The sequence below is a fragment of the Pseudomonas sp. CFBP 13711 genome, from assembly GCF_014842265.1.
Taxonomy (GTDB): domain Bacteria; phylum Pseudomonadota; class Gammaproteobacteria; order Pseudomonadales; family Pseudomonadaceae; genus Aquipseudomonas.
The window spans coordinates 296,601-311,379 of the sequence record NZ_JACYVI010000004.1 but is presented as its reverse complement, the minus strand read 5'-3'; the positions used below and the strand labels follow the sequence as shown (position 1 = coordinate 311,379).

Below are 14,779 nucleotides of genomic sequence, written 5' to 3'. Positions count from 1 at the left end.
GGTCGCGGGCACGGTTGCAGGGCGAGTAACGGCCATCGGGTCCATCCATCGAACGTTGACGCGCCGTCGGACTCGTTACAGAACATGTCAGCGGCACAAGGGGTCGCCAATGTGCCATTTTTTGGGGCGCGGCTGCCATGTTTTGTTGCTGATTTGTGAGTGGGATAGCGTGTTGCAGTTGTTCTGGCACCCCGTTATCGTCTGGCAGGCGCAACCCTTGTGGGAGTGAGCTTGCTCACGAAGACGGCCTGCAATCCGCCGAAACTCCAGCAGATATTCCGACATCTACGCGAGCATAGAGCACCGCCCCCAGTCAAACCACCGTCTGCAATCTGCCCCGCGCCGTCAGCGAACCCTCGACCTCATGCAGCGACACTTTGGATGTCTCCGGCAGGGCCAGCCCGCCCGCCAGCGCCAGCAGCGCGATCACGATCAGGTAAAACGCCGGCGCCAGGTTGCTGCCCGTCGCGCCGATCAACCAGGTCGCCATCAACGGGGCCGTTCCGCCGAAGATTGTGTACGCCATGTTGTAGGTGATCGCCGAAGCGGTGTAGCGGGTGCGTGTCGGAAAGGTCTCCGACAACAGCGCCGCCGTGACCACTCCGCACAGGACCGCGCCAATCGCCAGCAACATCACGCCGACGATCGACGCCACGAACGAACCGGAACTGGCCATCAAAAACGACGGATACACCACCACGATCAGCAGGACGCAGGTGCTAAGCACTGTCTTGCGGCGCCCGACCTTGTCGGAAAATGCCCCGGCCACCGGACAGATGGCGGCGGCGAACAGCAAGGCAATCAACGACACCAGCAGCGCCGTCGCACGGCTCAGCCCGCCCGCCACCTGCAAGTAGGTCGCGAAATAGGTGGTGAACATGTAGAACGACAGCGCCGTCAGCGACACGAACGCGCCGAGGCAGCAAATCGCCGCGCCGTGGTTGCGCAGGGTTTCCTTGAGGGGCGAATGAGCGACAGCATGCTCCTGCTTGACCGCCTGAAACGCCGGGGTTTCGTCCAGTTTCCAGCGCAGGTACAGCCCGACCAGCCCCAACGGCGCTGCGATCAGAAACGGCAGCCGCCAGCCCCAACTGCCCATGGCTTCGGCGCTCAGCGAGGCTTCCAGCGCGTAGGCAATGATCGCCGCCGCCGCGAACGCCGAAAAAGTCGATACCGGCACGAAGCTGCCGTACCACGCCCGCTGCGTGCGTGGCGCGTGCTCCATCAAGTAAGCGCACGCCCCCGCGTACTCGCCGCCGGCAGAAAAGCCCTGGGCGCAGCGAATGAGGGTGAGCAAGACGGGCGCCGTCACGCCGATTGCCGCGTAGGTCGGCAACAGACCGATGATCGTCGTCGCCCCGGCCATCAACAGGATGGTGAACGCCAGCGTGCGTTTGCGGCCGATACGGTCGCCCAGCATGCCGAAGAACACCCCGCCCAGCGGCCGAAACGCGAAGGCCACGGCGAACACTGCGAAGGTTTTCAATAACGCCGCGCTGGCATCGCCGCTGGGGAAGAACTGCTGGGCGATGGTCGTGGCCAGAAAGCCGTACACCGCGAAGTCGAACCATTCGACGAAATTGCCGATGGCGGCGGCAACGATGACTTTTCTCAGAGTGGCAGGGTCAACCTGCTCAAGGACGGGAGTGGTCATGCATACCTCGGCGCACGTGGGAAAGATCCGATTATCGACACAGCGCCCTGCCCGCCCGACTCCAGAAATGCCGCCGACGTACTCAGGACCGACCTGTCGGGAGGTGTGGGCCGCAGGATTCGTGCCAGTACGCGAATGCGTGCCTGGGCGTCAGCGATGTGCTAGTTCAGGATCGAAAGTTCGTTTGCCCTGTAATCCCCCCGTGTGCAGGAAAATCAGCCGCGTGCCCTTGGCGACTCGGCCCGAGATCACTTCGTCGTGCAGCGCCAGCAAAGCCTTGCCGGTGTACAGCGGCTCGAGGGGTATTCCGGATTCGGCTTCGTGGCGCGCGATGAAATCGAGCAACGCGGGGTCGGTCTTGGCGAAGCCGCCACGGCTGGCGTCGAGCAACCGGTAACCCTGAGGTTTACAGCTCGCAGCCAACGTGGCGTTAAGCGCCTTCTGATCACGTTCTGGCAAGGTCGCCGGTTTCGACAACGACACCGCCCCTGTAGGAATGAGTTTGCTCACGAAGGCTGAAAGAATGTCCTCCACATTGCCCTCAACCCCATGACCATCGGGCACCGCCATCGCGCCGATCACCTCATGCTGCCCCGCCTCCGCCAGCACCAGTCCAGCCAATGTGGTGCCAGTCCCGCACGCCAGCCACCAGCAGTCGTAATCTTCCCATCCCAAAAGGCCGAGCTGGCTGCGCGCCTGTTCGACGATTTCAACGCAGCCCACTGCCCCGTCGAGCCCGCTGCCGCCTTCAGGCACCGGATAAAGATGCGGATAACGCTCGCGCCACGGCACCCAGAAATCCGCCTCATGCCGCGCGCGATATCCGGCGTAACCCAGCCAGTGCAGCTCCATGCCGAATGCCTGCAGATCCAGCACCGTCGGCGTCTCGACCGCATGCCCGCGCAACAACCCGACCGTGGCAAAACCAAAGCGCTTACCCGCCGCCGCCAGCGCATGCAGGTGATTGGAATGCGCGCCGCCCAGGCTGATAACGCCCTGTGCGCCGGCCTGTTCAGCCGCCACCAGATGGTGCTTGAGCTTGAACCATTTATTGCCGCTGATCAGCGGATCGACAAGGTCCAGCCGCAGGATCGCCGCCTCCACGCCGGCTGCCTGGAGCCAGTCGAAACGGAGGAGTTGCAGCGGTGCACAAGGAAGTGGTGATGAAGGAGCAAACATGAAATCGGTCGGGCAATGAACGGTGCGCGAGTCTAGCACTCGTCAGGCTGGAGTCTCGGTTTGGGGGGCCGTGTTGGGGGATTCCCCAACCGTCAGCCCCCCAAACCCTTACAACCCCGCCGCCAACCGCGACCCCTGATCAATCGCCCGCTTGGCATCCAGTTCAGTCGCGACATCCGCCCCGCCAATCAGATGCACGCTCTGCCCCGCCGCCTTTAGCCCGTCATACAGTTCACGCAGCGGATCCTGCCCGGCGCAGATCACCACGTTGTCCACCGGCAATAGTTTCTCCTCGCCCTCTGCCCCAATCCGAATGTGCAGACCCGCATCGTCAATCTTCAAATATTCCACGCTGTTGAGCATCTGCACCTGTTTGTTCTTAAGCCCCGTGCGATGAATCCAGCCGGTGGTTTTGCCCAGGCCATCGCCAACTTTCGTGGCCTTGCGCTGCAGCAGGTACACCTGACGCGCCGGTGCATGGGGATGGGGCTTGATCCCGGCCACGCCACCCCGCGCTTGCAGTTGGGTATCGATGCCCCACTCATCCCAGAACGCATCGCGATCCAGGCTGGTGTAGACGCCCTGATGGACGAGGAATTCCGACACGTCGAAGCCGATGCCGCCCGCGCCAATCACGGCGACGGACTTGCCCACCGGCTTGCGGCCGAGGATCACGTCGAGGTAGCTCAGCACCTTGGGGTTGTCGACGCCGGGGATGGCGGGCGTTCGTGGCGCGATGCCGGTGGCCAGAATCACTTCGTCATAGCCTTTGCCGAGCAGGTCATCAGCCGTGACCCGGGTGTTCAGGCGCAGGTCGACGCCGGTGGTTTGCAGCTTGCGGCCGAAGTAGCGCAGGGTCTCGAAGAACTCTTCCTTCCCCGGAATGCGCTTGGCGATGTTGAACTGCCCGCCGATTTCGCTGGCCGAGTCGAACAACGTTACTTCATGCCCGCGCTGGGCCGCGACGGTTGCGGCAGCGAGGCCCGCAGGACCGGCGCCGATCACGGCGATTTTGCGGACCTGAGTGACCGGCAGGTAATTGAGCTCGGTTTCATGGCAAGCGCGTGGGTTGACCAGGCAGCTGGTGAGTTTGCCGCCGAAGGTGTGGTCGAGACACGCCTGGTTGCAGCCGATACAGGTATTGATCTCGTCGCTGCGACCCGCCGCGGCCTTGTTGACGAATTCGGGGTCGGCGAGAAACGGGCGCGCCATGGAGACCATGTCGGCGTCACCTTCGGCCAGCACCTGCTCGGCAATTTCCGGGGTATTGATGCGGTTGGTGGTGATCAGCGGGATCGACACCGAGCCGCGCATTTTCGCCGTTACTTTAGCGAACGCAGCGCGCGGCACCTTGGTGGCGATGGTCGGAATCCGCGCTTCGTGCCAGCCAATGCCGGTGTTGATCAGCGTGGCCCCCGAACGCTCGATGGCCTGGGCCAGTTGCACCACTTCTTCCCAGCTACTGCCGCCCTCGATGAGGTCGAGCATCGACAGTCGATAAATGATGATGAAATTCGGGCCGACGGCTTCACGCACGCGCCGCACGATCTCTACCGGCAGGCGCATGCGGTTGTCGTAGCTGCCGCCCCAACGGTCGGTGCGATGGTTGGTGTGGGCGACGAGAAACTGGTTAATGAAATAGCCTTCGGAGCCCATGATTTCGACGCCGTCGTACTCGGCGGTCTGCGCCAGGGTCGCGCAGGTGACGAAATCCTGAATCTGCTTCTCGATGCCCTCTTCGTCGAGCTCTTTGGGTGTGAAGGGGTTGATCGGCGCCTGGATCGCGCTCGGTGCCACTTGCTTGGGGCTGTAGGCGTAGCGCCCGGCGTGAAGGATCTGCATGCAAATCTTGCCGCCAGCCTCATGCACGGCTTTAGTGACGACACGATGGTTGGCGGCTTCTTCCGGCGTCGACAGCTTGGCCGCCCCCGAATACACCCCGCCTTCAGCGTTCGGTGCGATACCGCCGGTAACCATCAGGCCGACCCCGCCCCGTGCGCGCTCGGCGAAATACACCGCCATGCGCTCGAACCCGCCCGGCTTCTCTTCAAGCCCGGTGTGCATCGAGCCCATCAGGGTGCGGTTGCGCAGCGTGGTGAAACCCAGGTCCAGGGGAGCGAGCAAATGCGGGTAGTGGGGGGCGGCCATAAAAACTCCATCGAGCATCATCACGGGGCGCGAGCGCTCTGTGGCGCTCGTCGAATCAGTCAGGGCCTTGGATGAGCGCCTTGTACATGGCGCTAACAGTAAACAGCAGCCCGATCATGCTCAATGACTGAAAGTAACAATTCAATGATCTAGCGGTGCACCTCATCGTTCATCGGGCCAGCCTCCAGATTCGGCCTTCGGCGCCGATAGCCCCACAACGACCTTGCCGCACCGCCTCGATGGCTGAGCAATGTCCTTTTTCTCAATACCTCGGCAGGACGATCAATGAGCTGGATCAATGATGCAAAAATTTCGACCAAGTTGATCACAGCCTTTACGCTGTGCGCATTCATTACCCTGGGCGTGGGCGTACTCGGAAGCCGTGGTGTTTCTGACCTGTCGGACAGCCTGAAGCTGGTGTTCAGCAACAACCTGGTGTCCGTCGCAAAAACCGGCCAGGCCAAAACCAACGCCGTAGGGCAAAGCCGCGATCTGTATCGGTTATATACGGCGACGGCCGCCGGCATGCCCCAGGGCGTGAAGGACGAAGTGATTGCATCGATGAACGCCAACCAGCAGCAAAGCGAGAAAGCGTTCGCCGAATACCGCAAGACCCCGCTGGCCGACGATGAGCGCGCGGCGGGCGACCAGATGGAAAAAGACTGGCCGGCCTACCAGGCACTGGTCCAGAAATACGTCGGCCTCATGAAAGCCGGCGACCTTGATAACGGCCGTGCCTTGTTGTTTGGCGATCTGCAGGCGGCGTTCCGCGTGGTGCTCGATGAATTGACCGTTATGGTTGAGTCCAATAACCGGCAGATCGGCGAAGGCGCCGAGGATGCCGCCCGCATGGAGTCCTCCGCCAAGACCTCGCTGTACATCGGCATCGCTATTGCCTTTCTGGCGGCGATCTTGCTGGGTATGTTCATCAGTCGCCTGATCAGCCGTCCTCTCGCCTATGCGGTCACGAGCGCGCGGAGCATTGCCGGCGGTGATCTGACTCAACAGATTGTCAGCACCGGCCGTGATGAAGCCGGGCAATTGTTGACGGCGCTGGGCGAGATGCAGGGCAGCCTGAAAAGCACCATTCAGCAGATTGCCGATGCGTCCAGTCAACTGGCCTCTGCCGCAGAAGAGCTGACCGCCGTCAGCGATAACGGCAGCCGAGGGTTGGTCCGCCAGAACGACGAGATCCAGCAGGCCGCGACCGCCGTCACGGAAATGACTTCCGCTGTGGAAGAAGTGGCGCGCAACGCCGTGTCGACTTCCGACGCGTCTAGGACCACCAGCAAACAGGCCAGCGAGGGCCGCGACCAGGCCCGTGGCGCCGTCGAAGCCATCAACAGCGCGACCACCGAAATCGCCACCTCGACCAACATGGTCCGCGACCTCGCCGTGCAGGTCCGGGACATCGGCAAGGTGCTGGACGTGATTCGCGGCATCGCCGAACAGACCAACCTGCTGGCCTTGAACGCCGCCATCGAAGCCGCCCGTGCCGGTGAGCAGGGCCGGGGCTTTGCCGTGGTCGCCGACGAAGTCCGGGCCTTGGCCGCGCGCACCCAGGCCTCGACCGGTGAAATCGAAGGCATGATCAACAGCGTCCAGGCCAGCGCCGACCAGGCGGTCGGGGCGATGGGAAAAAGCCAGTCGCTGGTGACCGACACCCAGGCGCTGGCCCAGGCAACGGGTCGCGCGCTGGAGCAGATCGCCGACGGCATCGCCCAGATCAACGAACGCAACATGGTCATCGCCACCGCATCCGAGGAGCAGGCGAATGTCGCGCGCGAGGTGGACCGTAACCTGGTGAACATCCAGGATCTGTCTACCCAGACAGCGGCCGGTGCGCACCAGACCAATGCGTCGACTCAGGACCTTTCCCGCCTGGCGGTTTCGTTCAACACGCTGGTCAGCCGCTTCCGCCTGTAAACGCGCTGCCCGTGATGCCTGCAAATCGCCGGCATCACGGTTGATTCATACAGCGCAGGCGGCCGCCGACGCCGCCTCGCTTCAATGCCTTCGCCGAATGGCCGCCCTGGTCGTTGGCAAACCTTCTCCAAATCGCCGTTTTGCCGTAGCCTTCCGGCAACGTCATGGCGCCCCGTGCGCCTTCTTCAGAGGCAGCTCTCCTTTCTTCATGCGCAAAGTTCTCGGCTCACTTACCGCAGCAGTGCTGGTGATGCTTCTCGTCAGCTACGGGCTGTGGACGGGCAAGCGTCATGTCGGGCACTACCTGACGGACCTGCGCATCCAGTTGGTGATCAACGACGGGCAACCCGGGGAACGCGGCAACCTGCTGGGCATTCAGCCCGAGCTGTTCCCTTCCGATTATTCGAGCGTCAAGCGCCTGCACCGCAAGCTGGCGTCCTATCTGGTGCAGGCTCGCGACCATGGGCTGCTCAACGATAAAACCATCGTGGTGCTGCCCGAGCACATCGGCACCTGGTTGTTGGCGGTGGACGAAAAAACCCAGTTCTATCAGGCCACCACTCTCGAAGAAGCCATGAACTGGCTGGCGTTCAGCAACCCGCTGCTGTTCATCGACGCGGTGATTCACGCGCGGGGCAGCAGCCGCTTCGAGGATGCGCGTTTGCGCATGAAGGCGCACAGCATGGCGCAGGACTATCAAACCGTGTTCGGCGGGCTGGCGAAGGAATTCGGGGTAACGCTGGTGGCGGGCTCGATCGTGCTGCCCAGCCCGCAGGTGGAAAACGGTGAACTGCGCATCGGCCGTGGCGCGCTCTACAACAGCAGCCTGGTGTTCGGCCCCGACGGCCTGCCCTTGGGGCAACCCCAGCGTCAGTTGTTTCCGGGCTGGAATCAGCGGGGATACATCCGACCCGGCAAGGACGCGCCGCTCAACGTAATCGACACCCCCGCCGGGCGACTGGCGACGCTGATCGGCAGTGACAGCTGGTACCCCGACAACTACGCGCGCCTCAATGCCAGCGGCGTCGAGCTGATTGCGGTCCCGGCCTACGTCGCCGGCACGGACGGCTGGTCGCAACCCTGGCGCAGCGACAAGCACGACGCGCTGGCGGCCCATCTGAACCTGGGCGCCAAGCCGATCACCCAGGGCGAAGCCTGGCGTCGATTGGCCCTGACACCGGCCAGCACGGCGAAGGCCGGCGTCAGCGTGTTCATGCGCGGCCAGTTCTGGGACCAGGGCAGCGCCGGCCACAGTTTCGCCAGCCGCGACGGGCAGAGCATCGCCGAGCAATCCATCAGCGCCGCCCCGAAAGGCGTCCGCACCGGTCATGGCGCGCGCCTGATCAATCTGTGGTTGTAACCGATGACCTCCCCTCGCGTGCGTCTGGGCGATCTGTCCGTGGGTTTCGTCCACAGCCTCGCCGATGCTGTTCGCGGCGAAGGCAAGAACCCGCAACCGCTGCTTCAGCAATACGGCCTGGATGCCGCGCGACTGGGTGAGGCCGGCGCCCGGCTGTCGATCCCGCGCTACATGCGCCTGGGCCATGGGGCCATCGAACTCACCGGCGTGCCTGCCCTGGGCCTGCGGATGGGCCAATCCAGTCGCTTGAGCCACGCCGGGCTCGCCGGCATCACCGCTGCCCAAGCGCCAACGGTGCGGGAAGCGGCGCGGACGCTGATTCGCTTTGAAGCGCTGTACGGCTCGAATTATCGCGGCCAGTCGAGCCTGTACGAAGACAGCGCCGGTGCCTGGCTGCGTTTTTACTCGATCAGTCCGTACAACGACTACAACCGCTTCGTGGTGGATTCGATTCTCAGCGGCTGGCTGCATCAGCTGTCGACCCTGAGCGGGACGAAGCTTGTCGCCGAACGTCTGGAGATCGAATTCGACGCCCCCGCCTACGCCGCGGAATACGCCACGCTCTGCGAGCAGCCCGTGAGTTTCGCAGCGGGCGTCAACCAGTTGCGCCTCAACCAGCATCAGCTTGGCCTGCGCAACCCCGACCACGTGCCGAGTACCTGGCGGCATCTGCTGCAGGTGTGTGAACGGGAACTGGAACAGCTCACCCGCACTCGCAGCCTGCGCGAGCGCATCACCCAATTGCTGGGGCCGTTGTTGAATGGGGGGCGGGAGCCGGATCTTGAAGAAGTGGCCGCGCGACTGAAGCTGCCCACCTGGACGCTGCGCCGCAAGCTGGCGGACGAAGGCACACAGTTTCGCGCGATCCTCAATGACACCCGGCGCGACCTCGCCATGACCTACATTCGGGACACCGAACTGGCCTTTGGCGAAATCGCTTACTTGTTGGGATTTGCGTCGGCCGAAGCCTTTCAGCGGGCCTTCAAACGCTGGACCGAACAGACGCCCGGTGCGTTTCGTCGTAGCCAGCGCCAGTCGCTCTGACTGGCAGGCGTGGGCTTTCTTACAACTCAGTGGCGTCTTCGGCAGGTTCCAGCGGGTCCATCTCGTACGCCTGGTATTCCAGCAGTTCTTCCTGGTACTCGTCCATTATTGCGCCCTCGTGGCGGGTTCTTGTGATCGATGGTGCTTTTGTGTCGCTGAGTCATTCAGCAGCAGATTCACTGACTACGCGCCCAACCCTAAAGTGCCCTCATGAACAAAAAATGAAGTCCCGTTGAACACTAGACGCGCCCGGATAAACGGCAAGTGCCAAATGATCTCCAAGCCTTCTTTGGGCTCGCCCTCCGTTTTTTTCGGCCTGCCAGTTTTTTAGCGATGACGGGGTTAGCCCCCTTGACGACCTCGCCGTGTTCGCAATAGTCTCGACGCCATGAACGCACCCCAGCATTTCTTCGTCCAGATAATTATTACCGCCATTCCAGTCATGGCGGGTTAGCCGACGTTTGCACCCAACCCGCCCTAGAGGCGGGTTTTTTATCTCTGTCTCCCGGGCCAAAAACCACATCAGGAGCCAGACATGATCATTCGCCCTTCCCTCGCTTTCTTCGCCGCCAACCTGATCATCGCAAGCCTTTCCACGAGGCCCACACGATGAATCAGATGCCAGCCCAGCCGCTCGTTCAGGGCGACTTGCTCAATCACTACGTCAAAAAGATCCTGACCTCCCGCGTGTATGACGTTGCCGTGGAAACCCCTCTGCACGCCGCCCGCCAGCTGTCTGCGCGCCTGGGCAATAACGTGCTGCTCAAGCGCGAAGACTTGCAGCCGGTGTACTCCTTCAAGATTCGCGGCGCGTACAACAAGCTGGCGCAGTTGAGTCCGGAAGAACTGGCGCGGGGCGTGGTGACGGCGTCTGCGGGCAATCACGCCCAAGGCTTGGCGCTGGCAGCAAAGACCCTAGGCGTGTCCGCCACCATCGTCATGCCCAAGACCACCCCCGAGATCAAGGTCGAAGGCGTGCGCTCTCGGGGCGGAAAAGTCGTACTGCACGGTGACTCGTTTCCCGAAGCGCTGGCGTATTCGCTGAAGCTGGTTGAGGAACACGGCTACGTCTATGTTCACCCGTATGACGATCCCGACACCATTGCCGGGCAAGGCACCGTGGCGATGGAAATCCTGCGTCAGCATCAGGGGCCGTTGGATGCGATCTTCGTCCCGGTCGGTGGCGGCGGGCTGATTGCCGGCATCGCGGCGTACGTGAAATACCTGCGCCCGGAAATCAAGGTGATCGGCGTCGAACCGGACGATTCCAACTGCCTGCAACAGGCCATGGCCTACGGCGAGCGCGTGGTGCTTCAGCAGGTCGGGTTGTTCGCCGATGGCGTGGCGGTGGCGCAGATCGGGCAGTACACCTTCGAGATCTGCAAGGATTACGTCGACGAAGTGATCACGGTCAGCACCGATGAAATCTGCGCGGCGATCAAGGACATCTACGACGACACCCGCTCGATCACCGAGCCCGCCGGCGCCCTGGGAGTGGCCGGGATCAAGAAGTACACCGAACAGTACGAAGTCACCGGGCAGACCTTCGTTGCCATCGATTCCGGAGCCAACGTCAACTTCGACCGCCTGCGCCATGTGGCCGAGCGCGCTGAGCTGGGCGAAGGCCGCGAGGCGATCATTGCCGTTACCATTCCGGAACAGCCGGGCAGCTTCAAGGCGTTCTGCGCAGCAATCGGCAAGCGGCAGATCACTGAATTCAACTACCGCTACCACACTGACCGCGAGGCACACATCTTTGTCGGCGTGCAGACCCACCCCGACACCGACCCGCGCAAAGCCCTGATCGCGAGCCTGACGGAGCAGGGTTTCCCGGTGCTCGACCTGACCGACAACGAACTGGCCAAACTGCACCTGCGGCACATGGTCGGCGGGCATTCGGAGAGGGTCAGCGATGAGGTGGTGCTGCGCTTTGAATTCCCGGAGCGGCCGGGCGCGTTGTTCAACTTCCTGAACAAGCTGGGCGGGAAATGGAATATTTCGATGTTCCACTACCGCAATCACGGCGCCGCGGATGGCCGAGTGGTGGCGGGGTTAGTGGTGCCGGAGGATGAACGGCATCTGGTGCCCCAGGCCCTGGCGGAGATTGGGTATCCGTATTGGGATGAAACCAAGAACCCGGCGTATAAGCTGTTTTTGGGGTGATGCGGCTACGAACGACACCGAAGATCTGCAGGCCCAGCGCACCCTTGCTCGCGAAGACTTCAGTACAGCCACTAAACCTCCAGTGGCTGAAATGACCACTTCGTGAGCAAGGTGGAGCGCCACCCCAGTCACTCCCACAGGTTTTGAGTTTGCTGCATGTGCGGTGTCAGCACGCGGCACCTCACCTGGGAAGTAGCAGCGCAGCTCACTGCGCCGGCGTTGACTCAACCGCTGGCGCAGCGCTCGGCTCGGTGGTCGTTGCCGGCGCAGGCGTTGTGGCAGGCGCGGCCTCCGCAGGCGTCGCTGTTTCGGCCTTCAACGGCTCCGGTTCGGCAGGCGCAGGCATTGGCTCGCTGCTCTGTTCGGCAGCGGGCGCAGGCTGAGTCGCAGGGGTTGCCAACGGCGCTGGCACAACTGGCGTCGTTGCAGCTGGGGCGGCAGCGGCAGGTGCAGCCGCCGGCTTCTGCTCGGTCAACGCCGCCGGTTTGCCCGGCACCGGCTCAGGCATGCCCAGGTCGGTCTTTGGCTTCTCTTCAATGTGCGCGGCTTTCTTCACTTCAGGCGGCAGGAAGTTTTCCACCAGCCCGAAGAAACGATCATAAAACTTGGACGATGCCACGGTTTCACTGGCGACCTTGACCATCGAGTCGTCGGTCGAGCCAATCGGCATAGACACCGAGCCCAGCACCCCTACCCCCAGGCTCGCCGAGTTGTTGACCTTCTTCAACGCATAGCGATCCTGCAGTGCGTTGGCGAACATGGTGGTCTTGTTGTCGGCACTGCCGTCCGGCGCACACACAACGTTGAAGCTGATCTCCATGTGGGTTTCGCCGGTCTGCTGGAAGCTTTTATGGCCGCTGATCACTTTGGGATCGCTGCTGGTGATGATGTAGCCCTGGCTCAGCAGTGCCCGCCGGGCCGCTTCGCAGGTGGCGGCATCCGACACCGGGTAGTTGCGGGAGAACGTCCCGGCATCGTCGAAATTCTCATGCTCATAGACCGTCGGTTTTTTCGACGAGCAGCCTGCGGCAGCCAGCAGGGTAATGACCCAGCATGCGGTACGAAAGCTCAGTAATTTAGGCATCAAACATCCTGGGGCAATTGGTCGACTGAAAGTGGACCGGAGAAAACGCCGGTAAGTCTGCAACAAGCCTGCCATGGGATCAACGCAGAGTTTGCAACCGTGTGGATACATCGAAAGGGTAACTGTGCACGGGGCCTGCACCCGTGGGCCTGTCCGGGAAGCGCAGGGTGCGCTGATCAGACCGCAAGAGGGTCGGAAAAATCGGCACGCCGGGCCTGGCATCGATCAGTCGACTGCCTCAGGCCCGGCATGCTCTGGGCTTCAGACCTCGCCGTGCACCAATTTCACGCCGAGGAATTCCAGCGCACGCCAGTAGCCGGGGTAAGTTTTGCCGACGCATTCCGGATCCTGAATCCGCACGCCTGCCACCTTCAAGCCGGCCAGCGCGAAACACATGGCAATGCGGTGGTCGGAGTGCGTGTTGATCAAGGCGTCGCTGCTGGTCCCCGCCAGACTCGGATCAGACGCAACGAGTAAGTCATCCCCTTCTACCGAGGCCAGTCCGGGGCGGACCTGATTCAGGCCATCGTGCAGCGCCTGAACGCGATCGCATTCCTTGACTCGCAGGTTAGCCAGATCGACGAAGCGCACCGGCGTCTCGTTGAAAGCTGCCAGCACCGCCAGTGTAGGAATCGCGTCCTGCATCTGTGAGCCATTGATGACCGCAGGCATCTTCGGAAACTGCACGATCACTTCCATGGCCTTGGCGTCTGGCTGAGTGAACGCCTCCCCCGCCACGCCCAGGTCGATCTTGCCGCCGGTCAATGCCTCGGCAGCCCACAAATAAGTCGCGGCCGATGCGTCGGGCTCAATCTGGTAATCGCAGGCGGTGTAACCCGTCGGCGCAACGCGCCACAACGCATCATCCAGCACCTCGACCTCGGCCCCGAACGCACGCATGCAGGCGATGGTCAGGTCGATGTAGCCACGGGCGCCGATCTCCTTGCCGGTCAGCGCCACTTCAATCGGCGCATCGCCACAGGCCGCCACCATCAACAGGGCGGAAACGTACTGACTCGACAGGCCGCCGTCGATTTCAAAGCGAGTGGCGGTGATCGAACCGGTCCCGTGCACCACCACCGGCGGACAACCGGTGGCGCTTTCCGCGTTCAAGCCGCCTTTGCGCAGTGCCTCCAGCAACGGGCCGATCGGGCGCTTCTGCATGTAGTGATCGCCGTCCAGCGTAACGCTGCCATTCACCGTGCACACGGCCGCTGTCAGGAATCGTACCGCGGTCCCGGCATTGCCGAGGAACAGCGCGTCTTGCGGCGCCTCAAGATGCCCGCTGCTGGTGACGACGAAGCTGGTGTCGTCTGGCTCGTCGATGGTCACGCCCATCTGCCGCAGGGCGTTGGACATGTGACGGGTATCGTCGCTTTTCAGTGCACCGCGCAAATGGCTGGTGCCCTTGGCGAGGGCTGCCAGGAGCAGCGCGCGGTTGGTGATGGACTTCGAGCCGGGCGGCGACACATGGCCCGTCAGCGGTACGCCCGGCGGGATGACAGTGATGGTTTGGTTCATGCCCATGGTCCAGCTCTCCAAATTCGAAATCAGGCACCGCACAGCGCCGCGTTTACAGCCGGCGATGATGGCATTTATCGCCGGGCTGTGCAGCATCCAGCGCGACAGGCGATGCTTTCGCCAAATCGCAGGCACAAAAAAAGCGATCCAGGGATCGCTTTCTCTGTTGCTTCAAGGCGTTCAAGGACCGCGAAGCTATGTATGGCGCAGCGGACGGGACTCGAACCCGCGACCCCCGGCGTGACAGGCCGGTATTCTAACCGACTGAACTACCGCTGCTTGTCGCACAGATTTGCATCTGCTTAACGCTGTTGAAACCGACCCTTGGGCCTGCTTCGTAAAACACTGACCGAAAACCTTGGTTTTCAATCTCAAACCGGGAAACCCCAATTCGGAAAATGTGGCGCAGCGGACGGGACTCGAACCCGCGACCCCCGGCGTGACAGGCCGGTATTCTAACCGACTGAACTACCGCTGCGCATTGCGTGGACTTTCGTCCTGCTGAATCTCAGTATCCTTCAGCGTCTGATGCTGCTGTGAAACACTCAACGATGGTGGGTGATGACGGGATCGAACCGCCGACCCTCTGCTTGTAAGGCAGATGCTCTCCCGGCTGAGCTAATCACCCTTGCTTCGCTGAGGCCGCGAAATTTACGCAGGTGACGAACCTAAGTCAATAGCCCGCTTGAAGTTTTTTTAA

Annotated in this window: 9 protein-coding genes, 3 tRNA genes and 2 pseudogenes; 5 read left to right on the top strand and 9 right to left on the bottom strand. The window is 62.3% G+C overall.

The genetic code is table 11. The annotated features are described in order from the left end of the window. Window positions 1–313 precede the first annotated feature (313 nt). From IFT47_RS10590 to IFT47_RS10580, 3 genes are all read right to left on the bottom strand, one after another. On the bottom strand, window positions 314–1,654 hold the full coding sequence (locus IFT47_RS10590; RefSeq protein ID WP_192172708.1) for an MFS transporter: 1,341 nt from the start codon (window positions 1,652–1,654) through the stop codon (window positions 314–316). Between the two features lie 150 nt (window positions 1,655–1,804). Next, window positions 1,805–2,833 (bottom strand): 1-aminocyclopropane-1-carboxylate deaminase/D-cysteine desulfhydrase, encoded by a 1,029-nt coding sequence (locus tag IFT47_RS10585; RefSeq protein ID WP_192172709.1) that lies wholly within the window; start codon window positions 2,831–2,833, stop codon window positions 1,805–1,807. Window positions 2,834–2,941: 108 nt separating this feature from the next. Continuing rightward, window positions 2,942–4,981, bottom strand: coding sequence for an NADPH-dependent 2,4-dienoyl-CoA reductase (locus IFT47_RS10580; protein ID WP_192172710.1), 2,040 nt, complete (start codon window positions 4,979–4,981; stop codon window positions 2,942–2,944). 285 nt (window positions 4,982–5,266) lie between these two features. On the opposite strand from IFT47_RS10580, the pseudogene IFT47_RS28100 reads away from it, so the two are divergent. Together IFT47_RS28100 and IFT47_RS10575 are read left to right on the top strand one after the other, a co-directional pair. Further along, window positions 5,267–5,740, top strand: a pseudogene (locus IFT47_RS28100) (MCP four helix bundle domain-containing protein); the annotation flags it as partial. Window positions 5,741–5,752: 12 nt separating this feature from the next. After that, a pseudogene (locus tag IFT47_RS10575) lies at window positions 5,753–6,907 on the top strand (methyl-accepting chemotaxis protein); the annotation flags it as partial. Between the two features lie 34 nt (window positions 6,908–6,941). Here the strand turns inward: IFT47_RS10575 and IFT47_RS27870 are convergent. Continuing rightward, complete coding sequence (locus IFT47_RS27870; RefSeq protein ID WP_274598104.1) at window positions 6,942–7,073, bottom strand: hypothetical protein; 132 nt, start codon at window positions 7,071–7,073, stop codon at window positions 6,942–6,944. Window positions 7,074–7,115: 42 nt separating this feature from the next. Here IFT47_RS27870 and IFT47_RS10570 point away from each other — a divergent pair, with 42 nt between their 5' ends. From IFT47_RS10570 to ilvA, 3 genes are all read left to right on the top strand, one after another. Further along, the gene (locus IFT47_RS10570) at window positions 7,116–8,267 is read left to right on the top strand and encodes a carbon-nitrogen hydrolase family protein (RefSeq protein WP_192172712.1); all 1,152 of its coding nucleotides are present in this window, start codon (window positions 7,116–7,118) and stop codon (window positions 8,265–8,267) included. Window positions 8,268–8,270: 3 nt separating this feature from the next. Beyond that, entirely contained in the window at window positions 8,271–9,311 is a 1,041-nt protein-coding gene (locus tag IFT47_RS10565) for an AraC family transcriptional regulator (RefSeq protein WP_192172713.1), read from the top strand. 618 nt (window positions 9,312–9,929) lie between these two features. Then, complete coding sequence (gene ilvA / locus IFT47_RS10560; protein ID WP_192172944.1) at window positions 9,930–11,474, top strand: threonine ammonia-lyase, biosynthetic; 1,545 nt, start codon at window positions 9,930–9,932, stop codon at window positions 11,472–11,474. Between the two features lie 205 nt (window positions 11,475–11,679). Here the strand turns inward: ilvA and IFT47_RS10555 are convergent, their stop codons facing one another. From IFT47_RS10555 to IFT47_RS10535, 5 genes are all read right to left on the bottom strand, one after another. Beyond that, on the bottom strand, window positions 11,680–12,558 hold the full coding sequence (locus IFT47_RS10555) for a DUF2242 domain-containing protein (protein WP_192172714.1): 879 nt from the start codon (window positions 12,556–12,558) through the stop codon (window positions 11,680–11,682). 261 nt (window positions 12,559–12,819) lie between these two features. After that, window positions 12,820–14,085, bottom strand: a complete 1,266-nt coding sequence (gene aroA / locus IFT47_RS10550) for a 3-phosphoshikimate 1-carboxyvinyltransferase (protein ID WP_192172715.1) — start codon at window positions 14,083–14,085, stop codon at window positions 12,820–12,822. A gap of 196 nt (window positions 14,086–14,281) precedes the next feature. Then, a tRNA-Asp gene (locus tag IFT47_RS10545) sits at window positions 14,282–14,358 on the bottom strand. A gap of 122 nt (window positions 14,359–14,480) precedes the next feature. Continuing rightward, window positions 14,481–14,557 (bottom strand) — tRNA-Asp (locus IFT47_RS10540). A gap of 74 nt (window positions 14,558–14,631) precedes the next feature. Further along, window positions 14,632–14,707, bottom strand: a tRNA-Val gene (locus IFT47_RS10535). Window positions 14,708–14,779: the final 72 nt, after the last annotated feature.

Coding starts and splice junctions, on each gene's coding strand:
- IFT47_RS10580 (WP_192172710.1), bottom strand. CDS start 4,981: ATGGCCGCCCCCCACTACCCGCATTTGCTCGCTCCCCTGGACCTGGGT.
- ilvA (WP_192172944.1), top strand. CDS start 9,930: ATGCCAGCCCAGCCGCTCGTTCAGGGCGACTTGCTCAATCACTACGTC.
- IFT47_RS10555 (WP_192172714.1), bottom strand. CDS start 12,558: ATGCCTAAATTACTGAGCTTTCGTACCGCATGCTGGGTCATTACCCTG.
- IFT47_RS27870 (WP_274598104.1), bottom strand. CDS start 7,073: ATGACGTTGCCGGAAGGCTACGGCAAAACGGCGATTTGGAGAAGGTTT.
- IFT47_RS10590 (WP_192172708.1), bottom strand. CDS start 1,654: ATGACCACTCCCGTCCTTGAGCAGGTTGACCCTGCCACTCTGAGAAAA.
- aroA (WP_192172715.1), bottom strand. CDS start 14,085: ATGGGCATGAACCAAACCATCACTGTCATCCCGCCGGGCGTACCGCTG.
- IFT47_RS10565 (WP_192172713.1), top strand. CDS start 8,271: ATGACCTCCCCTCGCGTGCGTCTGGGCGATCTGTCCGTGGGTTTCGTC.
- IFT47_RS10570 (WP_192172712.1), top strand. CDS start 7,116: ATGCGCAAAGTTCTCGGCTCACTTACCGCAGCAGTGCTGGTGATGCTT.
- IFT47_RS10585 (WP_192172709.1), bottom strand. CDS start 2,833: ATGTTTGCTCCTTCATCACCACTTCCTTGTGCACCGCTGCAACTCCTC.